This is a genomic window from Kocuria sp. WRN011, from assembly GCF_002295155.1.
GTDB classification, from domain to species: Bacteria; Actinomycetota; Actinomycetes; order Actinomycetales; family Micrococcaceae; genus Kocuria; species Kocuria carniphila.
In genome coordinates, this window is the sequence record NZ_NSGI01000004.1 from 57,325 (window position 1) to 74,300 (window position 16,976).

Here is a 16,976-nt window from a genome sequence, read left to right on the forward strand (position 1 = left end):
TCGGCACCGTAGCGGTGTGCCCGTAACGGCACACCGCTGACTCGGTTACTTCCTGACGATCTTTTCCTGGTTGACATCCTCGGTCTCGAGGGAGTCATGCTCCTCGTGACCGGGTTCAATACCGTGCTTCGAACCGCGGAAGTCGCGCTTGACCTCGGCAACAGCCGTCTTCAGCGCCTCGATCGCGTCGTCCTCGAGCTTGCCCGTGGATTCGATGGAGTCCATCACGTTGGTGGTTCGACGGACCTGTTCGATCAGGGCCTTCTCGAAGTCGTTCACGTTGGCGACATCGACGTCGTCCAGCTGACCGGTAGTACCGGCCCAGATGGAGACGACCTGGTCCGCCACGGGGTACGGCGTGTACTGGGGCTGCTTGAGCAGTTCCATCAGACGCTCACCGCGGGTCAGCTGCTGGCGGGATGCCGCGTCCAAGTCGGACGCAAACATCGCGAACGCCTGCATGGAGCGGTAGGACGCCAGATCCAGCTTCAACGTACCGGAAACCTTCTTCATGGCCTTGACCTGTGCGGCACCACCCACGCGGGACACGGAAATACCCACGTCCACTGCGGGGCGCTGGTTCGCGTTGAACAGGTCCGACTGCAGGAAGATCTGACCGTCGGTAATCGAAATCACGTTGGTCGGAATGAACGCGGAAACGTCGTTCGCCTTGGTCTCGATGATCGGCAGGCCGGTCATCGAACCCGCACCGAGCTCATCGGAGAGCTTGGCGCAACGCTCCAGCAGTCGGGAGTGCAGGTAGAACACGTCACCCGGGTACGCTTCACGTCCCGGCGGACGACGCAGCAACAGCGACACGGCACGGTAGGCCTCTGCCTGCTTGGAGAGGTCGTCGAACACGATCAGAACGTGCTTGCCGTTGTACATCCAGTGCTGACCGATCGCGGAACCCGCGTACGGGGCCAGGTACTTCAAACCGGCGGACTCGGAAGCCGGAGCAGCCACGATCGTGGTGTACTCCAGGGCACCGTTGTCCTCGAGGGTCTGACGCACCGAAGCAATGGTGGATGCCTTCTGGCCGATGGCCACGTAAATGCAACGCACCTGCTTTTCGACGTCGCCCGATTCCCAGTTGGAACGCTGGTTCAGAATGGCGTCCACGGCAATGGCGGTCTTACCGGTCTGACGGTCACCAATGATCAGCTGACGCTGGCCACGGCCGATCGGAATCATGGCGTCGATGGCCTTGATACCGGTCTGCAGCGGTTCGTGGACCGACTTACGCATGGTCACGCCCGGAGCCTGCAGCTCCAGCTCGCGACGGCCGTCGGTTGCCACCGGTCCCAGATCGTCCAGCGGCTCACCCAACGGGTCCACCACGCGGCCGAGGTAACCCTCGCCCACAGGTACGGACAGAACCTCACCGGTACGGTGAACTTCCTGGCCCTCTTCGATGCCCTGGAAGTCACCCAACACCACGACACCGATGTCGCGAGTGTCCAGGTTCAAGGCCAGGCCGAGAACGCCGTTCTCGAACTTCAGGAGCTCGTTGGCCATGACCGAGGGAAGACCCTCGACACGGGCGATACCGTCAGCGGCGCTGGCGACACGTCCGACTTCTACTCGTTCTGCATTGCCGGGTTCGTAGGACGCCGCGAACTCGTTCAGCGCACTACGGACTTCGTCGGCATTGATGGTCACATCGGCCATCTGCTGTCCCTGCTCTCTACGTTTCGTGATCATCGCCCGCGCAATGACCTAACTTCTTTTTGTCGCGATGCGTTGCCCCATCGCCTGCTGACCGTGTCAACGGTCGGTGGAGGCAACGCGACGAGATGCCGGCATCGACCGACTCCCCGCGATCCCCGCTCCACCAGGGGATCAGGCTCCGATTCGCTGCTGCAACTGGCCCAGACGATGGGTCACGGACCCGTCGATGACTTCCTCACCGACCTGGACTCGCAAGCCGCCGATCAGTGAGCGGTCTACCTCCACGGCAAGCTTGAGATCGCGCTGGTACAGAGCGTTCAGGCTCTGACGCAGCTTCTCCAGCTGTTCGTGGCTCAGCGGACGGGACGTCACAATGTGTGCGATCCAGCGCTGTTGCCGCTCGGCAACAACATCTGCGAAGCGCTCGATCAAACGACCGGGCAAAGCTCCACGGGGCTCGCTGACGGCGCGCTGAGTCAACAGGGCGCCCTCCTCAGATGCATTGGGCATCAGTCGGGATGCGAGCTGTGCCTTGGCCTCCGCGCTGGCGCGCGAATCGGCGAAGGCACCCTGGATCTCCTCGGAGTGATCCACGGTGTTCTTGAACTGAATCAGTTCATCCACCAAAGATTCCATGGCATGGAGTCCACCGCGGTTCTCGGCAGCAGCCGCTGCCATCATCACTGCGGTTCGTTCAATGCCATCACCGAGCTGCCGCTCGTTGGCGGAGCGCTGCTTCACAAGCTCGGACACGATCTCGATAGCGGGATCGTGTTCCTCGTTGCCCAACAACCGGTGCACAAACCCGGCCACAGCCTCCACGGTGTCGGACTTGTGAGTCCGCTCCCCGAAGAGCTTGTGAACGAGCTTGACGCGATCGTCGGCTGCGCGTGACGGATCCGTCAGCGCACGACGCAGAGCGCCGTTGCCGTCGATGACGTTGAGCATGCCGAACAGCTGCTTGGCCGTTTCGACGTTTGCTTCCGAAGCCCAGCGATCAATGTCCACTGTGAGGGGACGGTAGGGTTCGTTCGATGCTTCTGCCATTACCGTGCAGCTCCTGTGCGACCCTGCTCGGTCTCAAGATCAGCTAGGAAGCGATCGACCACGCGGTTTGCACGAGCGTCGTCGTTCAGGGATTCCCCGACGATCTTGGAAGCGAGCTGCGTTGCCAAGGTGCCGACCTCGTCGCGCAAGGAAACCACTGCGGCGGCACGCTCGGCCTCAATGGCCTTGTGTGCGTTCTCGGTGATCCGAGCGGATTCGACGTTTGCACGATCCTTGAAGTCCGCGAGGATCTTTTCGCCCTCGGTGCGGGCTTCCTCGCGAATCTTCTGGGCTTCGAGGCGGGCGCTCTCAAGCTGCTGGTTGTACTCGTCGCGAGCAGCCTTGGCTTCGGCCTGAGCGGCCTTGGCCTTGGCAAGTCCACCTTCGATGGCTTCGGTGCGGTCGCGGTAGACCTTTTCGAACGCCGGAACGATGAACTTGATCGCGATGAAAAGCAGAATCAGGAACCCAATGGCGGTGATCAGCATTTCCCAGGCATTGGGGAAAAGGGGGCTGGCCCCTTCTTCTGCTGCCAACAACATTGCGGTCATGTGCGCGATTCCTGTTCTCTAGTTAAGGGCTAAGTGCGGACGAGCCGCTCTTAGAGGAGTGCGAGCACGAAGCCCAGGATGGCCAGAGCCTCGACCACGGCGAAGCCCATGAACAGCATCGGCTGAATCACGCGCTGGGACTCGGGCTGGCGAGCAACTGCCTGCATGTACGCAGCGAAGATCAAACCCACACCGATGCCACCACCGATGGCAGCGAGACCGTAGCCAATGACGCTAAGCGAACCTTCCATTATGGATATTTCCTTTCTGGGTGCCCGTGTTGGGCAGTGATGCCATTACTGGAATCGTAAATGGACGATGGTCACATCAGCGGTCCGAGTGGACCACTGCTTCATGGGGTCAGTGCCCCTCCTGCAGCGAGCCCTGTACATACACGGCAAACAGCAGGGTGAAGATGTAGGCCTGCAGGATCTGAATCAGAACCTCCAGGAAGTAAATGAAGAGGCCCAAGATCACGCCGAAAATGGATCCGCCGATACCGAGTGCGCCACCCACGCCCGTGGCGAGGTAGGCGGTGAAGCCAGCGGCGACCATGATGGCCATGTGGCCGGCGAACATCGTGGCGAACACACGCAGTGCATGCGTGACGGGGCGGATGATCATGTTCGAGAGGAACTCGAGGGGGATCAAAACGATGTAGAGGACCTTGGGGACGTCCGGCGGCATGGTCATCTTCACAAAGAAACCGCCGAAGCCGTGACGCTTGATGCCCACGAAGACCCACACGATATAGGCGATGGCCGCGAAGACGTACGCAGTGCCCGGGTGGGAGAAGGTCGGGAGTTGCAGCACCGGAATGGAGCCGAACAGGTTGTTCACCAGGATGAAGAAGAAGAAGGTGAAAAGCAGCGGGATGTACGGGCGGAATTCCTTCTCGCCGATGATGTCGCGGCCGAGGTGATTACGGACGAACCCGTATCCCATTTCGCCCAGGTATTGCCCCTTGGAAGGGACCAGAGCGCGGCGGCGGACGACGTACATGAAGAACCCAGCGATGAGAACCACCGACAACAGGATCAACAAAGAATGCTTGCCGACTTCAAATGTTCCCACGGAGAAGAAGGGAGGCAGGTGCGCGTCCTCAACTGACGGGGCCACGAATTCGGCCGGAATCCTCAAGGCGGGGTTCAATACGGGTCCTTTCTGCGGTATCCAGACCGGTCACACTCGGGGCGAGGGGCCCTGATCAGACGTCGATGTCTTTGTCGGGTTCTCCATCTGGGTCGGACTGGAGTTCAGGCCCTCCCGCGTGTGGAGGTAACCAAGATAGATCCCGGCAGCCGCACCAAATACGGCTCCCACGATCACCAACCACCCTGTTCCCAGCAGGTGATCCGCGCCCCAGCCTACCAAACTCCAGAACCCTCCACCGACCACGATGTACAGCAACATGGTCAGCCCCCCGGCCAATCCACCGCTCTGAACGAGCTCGCCCGCGGTACTGAGCGCCTCGTCGGATTCCGAGCCGGCCGCGGGCGTTCCGACACGCCGCCCGTCATGTTGCGGTGAGTTGGAAAGATCGGGTTCACGCTCGGTCATACTCTCCGCCTTCGGTCGGTTCGGATGAGTTTTCATCCAGGATAGTTGGCGACTCGGCCTGCGCTTCGGCTGCGGCCTGTTCTTCCTTTGCGCGTACCACCGCCGTGTATTCACTGGCCAAAACGGAGCTGGCCCGCATGGCAATGGGTGCCAGGACCAGCCAGGACAGGACCAGGCCGGCGGCAACCGAGATGGCGAACCCCAGCGAGTGCAGCCAGTCGGGAGCACCCACCGACAGCAGGTACCACCCCATGACCACGACCTTGAGCAGGTACAGCAGGGCCAGTGCGGGAGCGGTAGCGGCCGGCGCCAGTCGGTACATGAGTACGGTCACGAAGACCGTGAGGCCCGTACTCAGAATCACCAACCCAGTGCCCAGACCAATGGATCGCCACAACGGATCCACATCGATGACGGCCACGCAGGTGATGAGAATCACAGCAAGAAGTATGGATGTGACGCTCAGAACCAGAACGGGACGGCCGTAGACCTCCCGTGCCGGCGTCGTCGGGACGGAAACGGGTTCCCCTGAGCTCATGATGGCGTCACGATCCGTCGACCACGGCGGGTCAAGGGTCGAAGGATACGAGGCAGGCACAGGTAGAGGACCACCACGGCGGCGGTGGCCAGGCCCGCGAGAACCGAACCGGCGCCGTCGGCCCTCAGCCCCCACAAGGAAATGAGGCTCACCAGGACCGTCGCGAGTGTGACGACCAGCGAGGACTGAACGTGAGACAGACCCACGTCAGTGAGGCGCTGGTACACGTGCTCGCGGTGCGGTTTGTACCAGATCTCGCCGCGCTGAACCCGCTTGACGAGCGTGACGGTGGTATCCGCGAAATAAATCAGCAGGGGCGGCAGCAAGTACTCCACGTACACACCGGAGAGGAATGCTCCGATCGCGATCGCGACCAAGCTTCCGCCGAGCACATAGGAGCCGACGTCGCCCAGGAAGACGGTGCCTCGGCTCAGGTTCCACGGCAGGAAGCCCGCGAAGGCACCCGCAACGACCAGACCAGCACACATCATCCAGGTCATGTCGTTCGCCGCACCGGCCCAGGCGTAGAACAGGCCCACCACCGTGCCGTGCATTCCGGAGATCCCGTTGATCCCGTCCATGAAGTTGGCGATATTGATGTAGGCGACCGGGGCAATCACGCCCACCGGCCACCACCACACGGCGATCCCCAGAGACACGATCAGGGCGCCCGTACCCAGCGCACCGATCAGCAGCTGTACCCCGAGGCGGGTTCCCACGGACGCGCCCCGGTAATCCTCGAGCCAGCCCAGAGCGGCACTCGCGACCATCATGGCCAGCACGATCAATGACACGGAACGGTCGACCTCAACCACTCCGAGCGCCAGGGCCAGTGTGTACATCACGCCAATGGCCACGGCCACGGCGAGTCCCATGCCGCGAATCACCGGACGATCATGAGATGACCGGTCCGACGGGATATCGATGACTCCCCAACGGGCCAACAGCGGTTTGATCACGAACGGCAGGAGGACGGAGATGAGGAACGCCCCGCCGCCCAGCCAGAGAGCGAGAGTCAACAACTCCTCCAGCATCTCGGCCTCCGGAATGGCTCCCGGGCCTTCGACGCGGGACGAGATGAACATTGTGGTGATGATGGAACCTGTCATGAGCGGTCTCCCCCGTTGCGGTCAGCGTGGGGGGATGGCTTCTGGTGTTCTCGTGCCCGGGGGACGGAAAAGTCGGTGATGCGGGGCTGGGTGCTGTCCGTGATGACGGGGATGGAACCGGTGAACAGCATGCCGCCGCGCACCTTCCACACATGGCGGTCCAGATGTGCGGGGTCCAGGCGTTCGGCCCGGGCATGAGAGATCTTGGGGTGCAGTGGGCGTTCGTCACTCTCGCCCGCGCCGATCAGATCCTCGTGGAGCTTCTCGCCGTGGCGCAGACCGGTGATCACGATCTCCACGTCTTCGCGGCCGGACATCGTGCGCAGTCGTTCGGCGATGTCCAAGATCCTGACGGGTTCGCCCATGTCCAAGATGAGGACCTCTCCCCCGCTGGCGATGGCACCGGCCTGAATGACCAGCTGACAGGCCTCGGGGATGGTCATGAAGTAGCGGGTGGCGTCAGCGTGAGTCACCGTGATGGGTCCACCCTGGCGAATCTGCTCGGCAAACAATGGGAGCATCGAACCGCGCGAGCCGAAGACGTTGCCGAATCGCACGGACGCGTAGCGTTTCCCGGTCTGACCGGCCATCCACGCCGTGAGTTTTTCCGCTACCCGCTTGGAATGCCCCAACGCGGTGGTGGGGTTAGCGGCCTTGTCCGTGGAGACGTTGACGAACACGTCCACGTCCACGTTGGCCGCGGCATTGAGCACGTTGAGCGTGCCCATCACGTTGGTTTTCCAGGCCTCGTCCGGGAACTGCTCCAACAACGAGACGTGCTTGAGGGCCGCCGCGTGGAAGACGACTTCGGGTTGCCGCTTCTCGAAGATGTGCTCCAGGGACTCGGTGTCGCGGATGTCCGCGAGGACGGTGTCTTTGCCGTCCAGCAGGCCGCGACCGGTGATGGAGAGCTGAGTGGACTGCAAACCGGTTTCGTCGCGGTCCAACATGATGAGTTCGGCGGGTTCGAAACCCACGAGTTGACGGCACAGTTCGGAACCAATGGAACCGCCCGCACCCGTGACCAGTACGCGCTTACCCGTGACGTATCCGGCAATCGCGTGCACGTGGATATCCACCGGGCGGCGTCCGATGAGATCCTCCATGGCGATGTCCCGCAGATCCACGCTCTGCTTGTTGGCGGTCAACATGTCGGTGAGCGGTGGCACGGTCATCACCCGCGTGTTGGTGCCGGCCACGGCGTCGGACACTCGGCGCATCAGGCGCGGTTCGACGTCAGAGATCGCCACGATGAGAACGGCCGACCGCATGGCTTCCAGGACGCGGGCGACGTCGTGCAGGGTGCCCATCACGGGAACCGAAGAGATCCGCAGGTGCTTCTTGGCGGGATCGTCGTCAATGAGAGCGACCGGCAGGAACTCCGAGGACGGATCCTGCATCATTCGGTGGACCAGGAACGTGCCCAGGTAGCCGGCACCGAAGACCACCACGTGCTGGGCCTCGGCCCCCGGCTTGGCCGTGGACTCCTGGTACATGCGCTTGAGGTAGCGGAAGGCCGCCATGAACAAGCACGCGAACGGGAATGCGATGAATCCAATGGATCGCGGGATCCCCATGGCCACACCGAACACCAGGAGCACGACCTCCAGGATGGCGGTAACGATCACGGTCACCACGACCAGCAGTTTGGCTTCTTCGAAACTGCCGAAGGAGTAGCGCCCCTTGTACAGCGCGAAGGAGAAGCCCACCACCATCTGGCACGCTACCGCCACGGCGCACGTGATCACCAAGCCGCCCACGGAGACGAACTGCACGTTCATCTCGTAGCGCAGAAGCACCGCCACACACATGGCGACAATCCACGCGGCGGAATCCAGAATCATCTGGATCCACAGCCACGCGACCGGCTTCTCCGCCGAGGGGGCATTGATTTGGGGGTTCCCCATGCGCGTTGACGTCCTTTCGTGCACGCGAACTAGCTGTTGCGGTGGCCCACCATGAACCGATAGGCCGTTTCCCGCGCCTTGAGCGGTACAAACCTGTACCCGCCCCGCACGGTCACGTTCGTCGCCCATTGTATGAAGCCCACGTACCCCAAACGGCGCAATTTCCATTGCAACGCCATTTCCGCCAGAAACACGCGGGGCCCACCGCGCCGCTCATAGGAACCCGCAGACACCCGGTAACCGACCAGCGGTTCGGACACGTTGCGGACGTCCGCACCCGCATGCAGCATGCGCGCCCACAGCCAGTAGTCCTCGGCCATGGGGACGTGTTCATAGCCACCGACCGCCTCCACCGCGCTACGGCGAAAGACTACGGAGGGGTGAGAAATCGGGTTGCGGCGCTTGGCCACCCGGGCGATCTCGGAACGACCCACCGGTGCCTGGCGCAGGGCCAAGGGGGTGGTCTCGTCATCGCCGATTTCATGCATGGAGGCACCCACGAGATCCGCACCGGCCTCGATCAGCGGCAACTGCCGTTCGAAACGGTCCGGGTAAGAGATGTCGTCAGCGTCCGCGCGGGCCACCACATCGTGGGAGCACCACAACAGCCCCGTGTTCAGAGCATTGGTCAGCCCCGCGTTGTGTTCGAGTTCCACGCGCACCACGGGCACCGCCGACGCCGCGCTGATCCGGTCGAGCTCGTCCGTGATCTCCTGCGGCACGGGGCCGTCACGCACGATCACGACCTGCGCCGGGGGCCGGGTCTGTTCGTGGGTATTGGAGTCGATGGCCCGCCGCACCCGGTGCGCGGAATCCCCGCGGTAGACGGGAACCAGCAGCGAGAAAGGGGCGGGAGATTCGCAAGGGTCCAGGGGCTTAGCGAGGGCCACCGAAACCACGTCCCCGCATTCCATTGACGTACCGGCCGGCCCACGTGCGCAATCCTTTGAGATCGCCGCGCTGCAGGTAATACGCCGGATACCCGATGGCGTCTGCGGCCAACTGCACCACGCGCTTGTACCGCCACGACACGTAGCCGCGGTTGCGGAAGAAGTGCTGTTGCTTGAACTGGCCCGGAGGGATCAGCACCTGGAGCTTTCCGGGGATGACCACCTGTTCCTCGTCCCATCCCGGAGGATGTGCCACGGCGGTGGTGGTCACAGTTCCGAAGGACAGGCCGGATTTGCGCAGCCGCACCAGAAAGTCCACTTCGTCCCCGCGCAGGAACAGCTTGAGATCAGGGAGTCCCACGGTGAAGAACACCGACTCGTCCATGAGCGCACCGTTGAAGAAGGCGGCGTAGGAAGGGATGAACCCTAAAGATTGGATGTCAGCTCGAGAGTGCGTGATGGTTCCCTCGAGGCGGAACGGGAAGGACAACGTGCCGTGGTCCTGGGGCGCCACGATCAGCGGGGACACCACGGCCAGGTTCCGTTCGGCGGCGGCTTGGCGCAGGGTTCGCAGGCAGTTTTCGTCCTCGGGGTGGGCGTCGTCGTCCATGAGCCATACCTGATCCGCACCCGTGGACAGGGCCGTAAGGATGGCCAGGGAAAAACCACCGGCACCACCCAGGTTGGCTTCCGAGCGCAGGTAACGCAGTTCGAACGCACCGTCGATCAGCCCGCGAAGATGCGTTTCGTCCAAGGCCGTCTTGCCTGCATCAACCAGACACAGGCTGTCGATCGGATCCGTCTGGCTCCGCAGACCCGCGATCAGTTGGTCCACATCGCGGGGACGGTCCTGCGTCACGCACGCGACGCTGACGCGCTGGCTCTGCGCCGGGTGTGAACTGGCTCGAGTCATGGTTGCTCCCGCGGAAAGTACTGTGAGGGACCCACAACGTGAGGCCCCGCTGGACTCACGGATTCTATCAACGCGCGGCTGACAATCTCCCGGACACGGTCAGCGCCCGTTCGCTGCCGTACGATGAAGAAACCAATGTCGGGAGGAGATTCACCGTGACAGCTAGTAGCTGGCGAGTACTCGGAGCCACGGGCTTTGTGGGGTCGGCCATCACCACTGCCCTGCAGACCAAGAACATTGCCGTGACCCCCGTGTCCACGCCCCGGTTGGCCTCTCCGGCCACCACCGTGCACCACTTGATCGAGCATGCGCAGCGGTTGGAGTCGGTCATCGACTACCTGGCGGATTCGTTCGCCGGCGCAGACATCGTGATCAACGCCGCCGGATTGGCCGCGCCCGATCAGACTCACCAGCAGTCGCTGACCGGCGCCAACGCCCTGCTGCCGGTTCTGGTGGCACTGGCCGCGCACCGCACGGGTGTTCGACGGGTCATCCACATCAGCTCCGCCTCGGTCCAGGGAGATGCTCCCGTGCTGGACGAGTCCATTCGTACCGCACCGTTCTCCGCCTACTCGCTGTCCAAGGCACTGGGCGAATCCGCCCTGTACCGCTTGCGGTCACAGTGGGACACCGAGTCCCATGCCCCGCAGCTCACGGTGCTGCGCGCAACCTCGGTCATGGGCAGCGGGCGGCGCACCACGCGGTTGCTGGCCAAGTTCGCGTCCTCGGTGTTCTCGTCGGTCGCCGGTGACGGAACCGCGCCCACCCCGGTCACGTCGGTCAAGGCTCTCGCCCAGTTCGCCGTGGCCGTGGGCGAATTCCCCGAGCCACTGCCCGCCGTGATCCTGCAACCCTGGGAGGGCGCGACCACTGGCTCTGTTCTGCGCGATGCCGGTCGTCGCAATCCCCTGCAGCTACCGCCGTTCCTGTGCCGCGCCGTGATCGACGGTGGATTCTGGGTTTCGGGACTGGCCAATAATCGGTTCAACGGGGCCATCCGGCGTCTCGAAGTTACCTGGTTCGGTCAGCGTCAGGTGCCCGGGTGGGCGCACGAGAACGGCGTGATCCCCGAGCCCAACGTGCAAGAGGTACTGCGCCAGGCGCACTTGTCACTGGGCAAGTAAGCTCCTGACCAGCCACGGCGAGGGCCGCAACCATCACGGTTGCGGCCCTCGCCGTGCGTCTGTTTTCGCGGAGATGCGTCAGGATCCGTTGACCAATTGGCTGGCCTCGTCCACGCTCAGTGCGGACGTCCCGTTCCATCGAGGTTGGGACGCATCCGCGCGATTGCGATTTTGATCCACGCGCGCGCCAGGTTTTGCGGCCGCGTTCTGCACTAGGGCCCTGGCCACCTCGGCCTCGGGCGCTCCCGGCTCGACCAATGGTTCGGCCGTCGCGCGGCGTGTCGTCCGGTCGCCGACGTCGTTCCGGTGCCGCCACCGGTCGATCGTGCGTTCCGCATCGGGTTGCGATGCCGACGACGCCGCGGCGGTCACCTCAGTATCGTGGCTCTCCCCTGCGTTCGGCGAGGCATCGTGGCTCTCCCCTGCGTTCGGCGAGGCATCGTGGTCGCCGTTCTCACCCGACTCGTTCGCCCCGCCCTTCGGACCGCTCTCGCTGGTGGTGATGTCCGCGCTCGTCTCATCGGTCTCGACATCCGTCGTGGAGTCTCCACCGTCCACGTTGGGAACCACGGAGCGTAATTCATCGAGTCCGATGGTACCCAGGCGCAGCACCACGGGCACGTCACCGGTGCAGTCGACGATGGTCGACGGGAGTCCGCTGGGATTCTCCGCCGCGTGCTCGGCCGTGGGCCGAGCGCCGTCGTCGAGATAGAGGGCGACGCGGTCCTGGAGCATGTCCTGGGCGTCGTCGGCGTTGAGCGCGGCCGGCATGCCCGTGAGGTTCGCGGAGGACACGGCCATGGGGCCGACTTGCTCGAGAACTTGCCGCGCGACGTGGTCATCGGGAACCCGAAGGGCCACCGTGCCGTGGGTTTCCCCGAGATCCCAACCCAGGGTGGGCTGAGCCCAGCACACGAGCGTGAGGGCACCGGGCCAAAAGGCTTCGGCGAGGGCGCGGGCGTCGTCGGAGACCTGATCGGCGAGACCGGCCAAGACCCCGGGATTGGCAATCAGCACGGGGGGCGGCATGTGGCGTGTGCGGCCCTTGGCGCCGAGCAAGGTTTGGACGCCCATGGGAGAGAACGCATCGCAACCGATGCCGTACACCGTGTCCGTGGGCATGACGATGCATTCGCCGTCTGACACGACGCGCGCCGCGTGATCGATCGCCGCGCCCATGGATTCTTGGTCTGCGCACTTGTACGTGGCACTCACGAGCGTCTCCTTAGCTCAACGTCTGGTGCGGATCGATGCTGGAATCTTCATCCGCATCCGGTCTGCGCGCGCCTGTCGCACGGGGTTTCCCGGCGAGGTCGCAATGCAATTGGATCTCCACGAAACCACGGGCGGCAAGTTCACGCTCCATGGCAGCCACCTGGGACTCGGCGTGTTCCATGAATAATGCTCCACCGGGCCGCAACAGCCGTACGGCGGTGTCCATGGCGGCGCAGGGCAGTGCCATCCCGTGGTCAGCTCCCCCGTACAGCGCCGTGGGTGGGTCATAGTCCCTGACCTCAGGCTCCGTGGGAATGTCCTCGGGCGGGACGTAGGGCGGATTGCTCACCACCACGCAGAACGTGCCCGCGTTCTCAGGCTCGTAGTCCTGATAATCGGCCTGCGTGAGTGTGACCTTGGAACCGCGCAGGTTCTGTTGCGCCCAGTCGAAGGCTGAGTCCTCTTTTTCCACCGCGAACACGCGAGTGGTGGGGTCTTCCGTGGCAATGGCCAGGGCAATGGCACCGGAACCGGTCCCCAGATCCATGACCCGGGGGTGTGGTACTCCAGTTTCTCGCCACAGCCGAGCTTCATCCAGGCTGAGTTGGACCAGAAGTTCGGTTTCGGGGCGGGGGACAAAAACCCCGGGACCCACCGACAGCTCAAGCTGACGGAACGGAGCCTTACCCGTCAGGTGCTGCAGCGGAATGCGCTGAGCCCGCTGGGCCACGAGCTCGCGGAACCCCGCGGGTTCGGAGGCACCCAGAATGGCTTTGGCCTCGACCTCTCCCCTGCTCAAGCCCATGAGATGAGCTGCGAGAAGTACGGCGTCCGTGTCGGGAGACGGTACACCGGCCCCCGCAAGCTCACCGTGCGCCCACCGCAGAGCCTGGGCAAGGGTAGCTTCCACCGCCGGTCAGTCCTGCTTCCCAGCCTGGTCTTGACCGAGGTGTTCCAAACGGGTCTTCTCGTCCAACTCGATCGCGGAGTTCACCACGGGTTCCAGGGCGCCGTCCAGCACCTGATCCAGGTTGTAGGACTTGTACCCCGTGCGGTGATCCGCGATGCGGTTCTCGGGGTAGTTGTAGGTGCGGATGCGCTCGGAACGGTCCACGGTGCGCACCTGCGACTTGCGCACGGCGGCGTTCTCCGCGTCGATCTGCTCCTGCTGGTGCGCCAGGATGCGCGCCCGGAGAACGCGCATGGCGGCCTCACGGTTCTGCAACTGCGACTTCTCGTTCTGCATGGCCACCACGATGCCCGTGGGCAAGTGAGTGATGCGCACCGCGGAGTCCGTGGTGTTCACGGACTGACCACCGGGGCCGGAGGATCGGTAGACGTCGATCTTCAGGTCGTTCTGGCTGATGTCGATCTCGTCCGGCTCATCGACCTCGGGGAACACCAAGACACCGGCGGCCGAGGTGTGGACGCGACCCTGGGATTCCGTGGCCGGCACACGCTGCACGCGATGCACGCCGCCCTCGTACTTCAACCGCGCCCACGCACCGTGTTCTGGATCGTTGGACGTGGACTTCACCGCGAGCTGCACGTCCTTGTAACCGCCCAACTCGGTGGGGGTGGACGAGAGCACCTCGGTTTTGAACTTGAGCGACTCCGCGTAACGCATGTACATGCGCAGCAGGTCACCGGCGAACAGAGCGGACTCGTCGCCGCCTTCGCCGGCCTTAATCTCGAGGATCACGTTGCGGCCGTCATCCGGATCCCGGGGGATCAGTTTGCGGCGCAGCACTTCCTGAGCAGTTTCCAGTTCGGCCTCGAGCGGGGCGATCTCTGAAGCCAGCTCCGGGTCCTCGCTGCCGAGCTCGCGCGTGGCCTCGAGGTCCTCGGAAAGCTGTTCCACCCGTCGATGGGCTTCGACAATGCCGTTGAGTTCGGAGTACCGCCGGCCCAGCTTGCGGGCCTTGCCCGCATCTGCGTGCACGGCGGGATCCGCCAGTTCGCGCTGCAGCTGAGCGTGCTCATCCAGCAGCGGCTGAACGGGATCGGACATTGAAAGGTCTCCTATCGACGGGTGGAACGGGACAGCGACGAGTTCTCGCTAGTCCTTGCCGTTGGCCAGCGTGGTCTTCTGGACCTGCAGCAGGAACTCCGTGTTGGACTGCGTGTCACGCAACTTGTTGGTGAGCAGTTCAAGAGCCTGCTGCTGTTCCAGACCGGACAGCACGCGGCGCAGCTTCCACATGATCTTGATCTCGTCCGCGGAGAGCAGGTTCTCCTCGCGGCGCGTGCCGGAAGAGTTGACGTCCACGGCGGGGAAGATACGACGGTCCGCGAGCTGGCGGGACAGGCGCAGTTCCATGTTGCCGGTGCCCTTGAACTCTTCGAAGATGACCTCGTCCATCTTGGAACCGGTCTCCACGAGCGCCGTGGCCAGGATGGTCAGCGAGCCACCGTTCTCGATGTTACGAGCGGCGCCGAAGAACTTCTTGGGCGGGTACAGCGCTGCCGAATCCACACCACCGGACAGGATGCGTCCGGAGGCGGGGGCGGACAGGTTGTAGGCGCGGCCCAGGCGGGTCATGGAGTCCAGCAGGACCACCACGTCCATACCCATTTCCACCAGGCGCTTGGCGCGCTCGATCGCGAGCTCGGCCACCGTGGTGTGATCGTCCGCGGGACGGTCGAAGGTCGAGGCGATGACCTCACCCTTCACCGTGCGCTGCATGTCGGTGACTTCCTCGGGACGCTCGTCCACGAGCACCATCATGAGGTGCACCTCGGGGTTGTTCGTGGTGATCGCGTTGGCGATCGCCTGCAACATGAGGGTCTTACCGGCCTTGGGCGGGGACACGATCAGGCCGCGCTGGCCCTTACCGATCGGAGCCACCAGATCGACCACGCGGGGACCGATCTTCTTGGGCTCGGTCTCCAGGCGCAAGCGCTCCTGCGGGTACAGCGGAACCAGCTTGGAGAACTCGGTGCGGTCCTTGTTCTCCTCCGGTTTGCGACCGTTGACGGAGGTCAACTGCACGAGCGCGGAGAACTTCTGACGGGAGCTGTTGTTCTGTTCGCCCTCGCGAGGTGCGCGAATGGCACCCACAATCGCATCGCCCTTGCGCAGGTTGTTCTTCTTGACCTGGGACAGGCTCACGTACACGTCCGACGGACCCGGGAGGTAACCCGAGGTGCGCACGAACGCGTAGTTGTCGAGCACGTCCAGGATGCCCGCCACGGGCAACAGGACGTCGTCCTCGGTGATCTCGATGTCGTCGACGTCCGGACCGTTGTTGCGGCTGCGGCGATTGCGACGCTCGTTGCGATCGTTGCGGTCATTGCGATCGTTTCGATTGCGGTTGCGGCGGTTACGACGCGAATTGCCGTCACGGTCGTTGCCGTCGTTGTTCCGGTCGTTGCGATCGTTCCGGCTGCGGTTACCGCGGTCGTTGCGCTCGTTACCGTCCTTGCGGTTCTGGCCGTCCTGCGAGGAGTCCTTGCGGTTGGAATCCTGCTTGTCGTCGCGGGACCCCTTGTCGTCACGGGAGGCGTTGTCCTGGTCGTTGGACCCGGACTTCTCTTCGCGCGAGTTGTTGCCGTCCTTGCGATCGCCACGATCGTTGCGGTCGTTACGATCGTTGCGGTTGCCGCGCGAGCGCTGATTGCGGTTGCCGCGGTTGGAGGAATCCTTGGAGTCCTCGTTCTGCTCGTTCTGGGAGTTCTCGGACTGCTCGCCCTGGTTTTCCTGGCCAGAGTCCTTGGACTGCTGGTCCTGGTTCTCCTGCTGTTCCGAATCCTTCTGGTTACGGGAGCGATCCCCGCGGCCGGAAGCGGACGCACGGCGGGAGCGGCGCGAGCCGGACTGACGCTCGTTCTGTCCCGAGCGGTTGTCGCCCTGGGAGTCGTTCTTCTGGTCCTCGTCCTGGTTCGCGGGGCCGTTGGCGGCATCGGCGGACTTCTCGTCCTGGTCCGAGGCGGCACTGTCCTTGGGTGCATTCTGGGAGGGTGCGGATTCCGACGACGACGCACGGCGGGTCGATGCCTTGCGCGCGGTTTCCGAGATCTTTTCCTCCACGGCCTTGTCACGTTCGGCCACGGCACCGCCGCGCTGGTGGGCCTCGATGGCCTCGACCAGCAGAGACTTGCGCATCCGACGAGCGCCGGTGATGCCCAACTGGGAGGCGAGAGCCTGCAACTGTGCAAGTTTCAGCCCGGACAAACCAGTGTTCTGCGGCTTGGAGTTTTCCGTTCCCTGTTCGGGGGCGGTGGTTTCTGTCACGAAGGTTCCTTCTGACTCGATGGGGGCCGTGGCGATGACATCGCACACTGACCCGACGATATTGTTGTGGGCCACCTACTGCGGGCCACGTTGAATGCGCGCAGACTGCGCGCTAGAAAATCAGCAATGAGGTCCTCTGATCCCTCTGATCCACCAGTTGCGGTCACATCACAGAGGTGACCTGGTCATCATGAAAAGGAATCGCACTGAGGCGACG

General features: G+C 63.6%; 16 protein-coding genes. 1 reads left to right on the forward strand and 15 read right to left on the reverse strand.

All coding sequences use genetic code 11. The annotated features are described in order from the left end of the window. Nucleotides 1-45: 45 nt before the first annotated feature. The 11 genes from atpA to CKW39_RS06590 form a co-directional block, all read right to left on the reverse strand. The gene (gene atpA, locus CKW39_RS06540; RefSeq protein ID WP_095797348.1) at nt 46-1,671 is read right to left on the reverse strand and encodes a F0F1 ATP synthase subunit alpha; all 1,626 of its coding nucleotides are present in this window, start codon (nt 1,669-1,671) and stop codon (nt 46-48) included. A 171-nt stretch (nt 1,672-1,842) separates the two neighbouring features. Next, complete coding sequence (gene atpH, locus CKW39_RS06545; protein ID WP_095797349.1) at nt 1,843-2,718, reverse strand: ATP synthase F1 subunit delta; 876 nt, start codon at nt 2,716-2,718, stop codon at nt 1,843-1,845. Beyond that, nucleotides 2,718-3,269, reverse strand: a complete 552-nt coding sequence (locus tag CKW39_RS06550) for a F0F1 ATP synthase subunit B (protein ID WP_095797350.1) — start codon at nt 3,267-3,269, stop codon at nt 2,718-2,720. The genes atpH and CKW39_RS06550 overlap by 1 nt, the downstream gene beginning before the upstream one ends. 50 nt (nt 3,270-3,319) lie before the next feature. After that, a complete protein-coding gene (locus CKW39_RS06555; protein ID WP_016996283.1) occupies nt 3,320-3,520 on the reverse strand; it encodes an ATP synthase F0 subunit C in 201 nt (66 codons plus the stop codon). 109 nt (nt 3,521-3,629) lie between these two features. Next, nucleotides 3,630-4,421 carry a F0F1 ATP synthase subunit A gene (gene atpB / locus CKW39_RS06560; RefSeq protein WP_095797351.1) on the reverse strand — a complete coding sequence of 264 codons (792 nt, stop codon included), beginning with the start codon at nt 4,419-4,421 and terminating at the stop codon, nt 3,630-3,632. Nucleotides 4,422-4,451: 30 nt separating this feature from the next. Continuing rightward, entirely contained in the window at nt 4,452-4,829 is a 378-nt protein-coding gene (locus tag CKW39_RS06565; RefSeq protein WP_095797352.1) for an AtpZ/AtpI family protein, read from the reverse strand. Next, nucleotides 4,816-5,268 carry a hypothetical protein gene (locus CKW39_RS06570; protein ID WP_095797353.1) on the reverse strand — a complete coding sequence of 151 codons (453 nt, stop codon included), beginning with the start codon at nt 5,266-5,268 and terminating at the stop codon, nt 4,816-4,818. Before CKW39_RS06570 ends, CKW39_RS06565 begins: the two co-directional genes overlap by 14 nt. A 95-nt stretch (nt 5,269-5,363) precedes the next feature. Then, nucleotides 5,364-6,476: a glycosyltransferase family 4 protein gene (locus CKW39_RS06575; RefSeq protein ID WP_254049314.1), complete on the reverse strand. Its 1,113-nt coding sequence runs from the start codon at nt 6,474-6,476 to the stop codon at nt 5,364-5,366. After that, nucleotides 6,473-8,383 carry a nucleoside-diphosphate sugar epimerase/dehydratase gene (locus CKW39_RS06580; RefSeq protein WP_095797354.1) on the reverse strand — a complete coding sequence of 637 codons (1,911 nt, stop codon included), beginning with the start codon at nt 8,381-8,383 and terminating at the stop codon, nt 6,473-6,475. The genes CKW39_RS06575 and CKW39_RS06580 overlap by 4 nt, the downstream gene beginning before the upstream one ends. A 29-nt stretch (nt 8,384-8,412) precedes the next feature. Beyond that, entirely contained in the window at nt 8,413-9,282 is an 870-nt protein-coding gene (locus CKW39_RS06585; protein WP_095797355.1) for a glycosyltransferase, read from the reverse strand. Continuing rightward, nucleotides 9,260-10,186 carry a glycosyltransferase gene (locus CKW39_RS06590; RefSeq protein WP_095797356.1) on the reverse strand — a complete coding sequence of 309 codons (927 nt, stop codon included), beginning with the start codon at nt 10,184-10,186 and terminating at the stop codon, nt 9,260-9,262. Before CKW39_RS06590 ends, CKW39_RS06585 begins: the two co-directional genes overlap by 23 nt. Nucleotides 10,187-10,341: 155 nt before the next feature. On the opposite strand from CKW39_RS06590, the gene CKW39_RS06595 reads away from it, so the two are divergent. Beyond that, on the forward strand, nt 10,342-11,310 hold the full coding sequence (locus tag CKW39_RS06595) for an NAD(P)-dependent oxidoreductase (protein ID WP_095797357.1): 969 nt from the start codon (nt 10,342-10,344) through the stop codon (nt 11,308-11,310). Between the two features lie 78 nt (nt 11,311-11,388). On the opposite strand, the gene CKW39_RS06600 is transcribed toward CKW39_RS06595, so the two are convergent. The 4 genes from CKW39_RS06600 to rho are packed head-to-tail and all read right to left on the reverse strand — an operon-like array spanning nt 11,389 to nt 16,759. Continuing rightward, a complete protein-coding gene (locus tag CKW39_RS06600) occupies nt 11,389-12,525 on the reverse strand; it encodes an L-threonylcarbamoyladenylate synthase (RefSeq protein WP_254049315.1) in 1,137 nt (378 codons plus the stop codon). 10 nt (nt 12,526-12,535) lie between these two features. Further along, on the reverse strand, nt 12,536-13,435 hold the full coding sequence (gene prmC / locus CKW39_RS06605) for a peptide chain release factor N(5)-glutamine methyltransferase (protein WP_095797358.1): 900 nt from the start codon (nt 13,433-13,435) through the stop codon (nt 12,536-12,538). 6 nt (nt 13,436-13,441) lie between these two features. Continuing rightward, nucleotides 13,442-14,536: a peptide chain release factor 1 gene (gene prfA / locus CKW39_RS06610; protein ID WP_095797359.1), complete on the reverse strand. Its 1,095-nt coding sequence runs from the start codon at nt 14,534-14,536 to the stop codon at nt 13,442-13,444. Between the two features lie 48 nt (nt 14,537-14,584). After that, nucleotides 14,585-16,759: a transcription termination factor Rho gene (rho, locus tag CKW39_RS06615; protein ID WP_095797558.1), complete on the reverse strand. Its 2,175-nt coding sequence runs from the start codon at nt 16,757-16,759 to the stop codon at nt 14,585-14,587. Between the last annotated feature and the right edge of the window lie 217 nt (nt 16,760-16,976).

Bases quoted from the DNA above. Each gene is read 5' to 3' on its own strand.
- atpA (WP_095797348.1), bottom strand. From the start codon at position 1,671: ATGGCCGATGTGACCATCAATGCCGACGAAGTCCGTAGTGCGCTGAAC.
- atpH (WP_095797349.1), bottom strand. From the start codon at position 2,718: ATGGCAGAAGCATCGAACGAACCCTACCGTCCCCTCACAGTGGACATT.
- CKW39_RS06550 (WP_095797350.1), bottom strand. From the start codon at position 3,269: ATGACCGCAATGTTGTTGGCAGCAGAAGAAGGGGCCAGCCCCCTTTTC.
- CKW39_RS06555 (WP_016996283.1), bottom strand. From the start codon at position 3,520: ATGGAAGGTTCGCTTAGCGTCATTGGCTACGGTCTCGCTGCCATCGGT.
- CKW39_RS06565 (WP_095797352.1), bottom strand. From the start codon at position 4,829: ATGACCGAGCGTGAACCCGATCTTTCCAACTCACCGCAACATGACGGG.
- CKW39_RS06575 (WP_254049314.1), bottom strand. From the start codon at position 6,476: ATGACAGGTTCCATCATCACCACAATGTTCATCTCGTCCCGCGTCGAA.
- CKW39_RS06580 (WP_095797354.1), bottom strand. From the start codon at position 8,383: ATGGGGAACCCCCAAATCAATGCCCCCTCGGCGGAGAAGCCGGTCGCG.
- CKW39_RS06590 (WP_095797356.1), bottom strand. From the start codon at position 10,186: ATGACTCGAGCCAGTTCACACCCGGCGCAGAGCCAGCGCGTCAGCGTC.
- prfA (WP_095797359.1), bottom strand. From the start codon at position 14,536: ATGTCCGATCCCGTTCAGCCGCTGCTGGATGAGCACGCTCAGCTGCAG.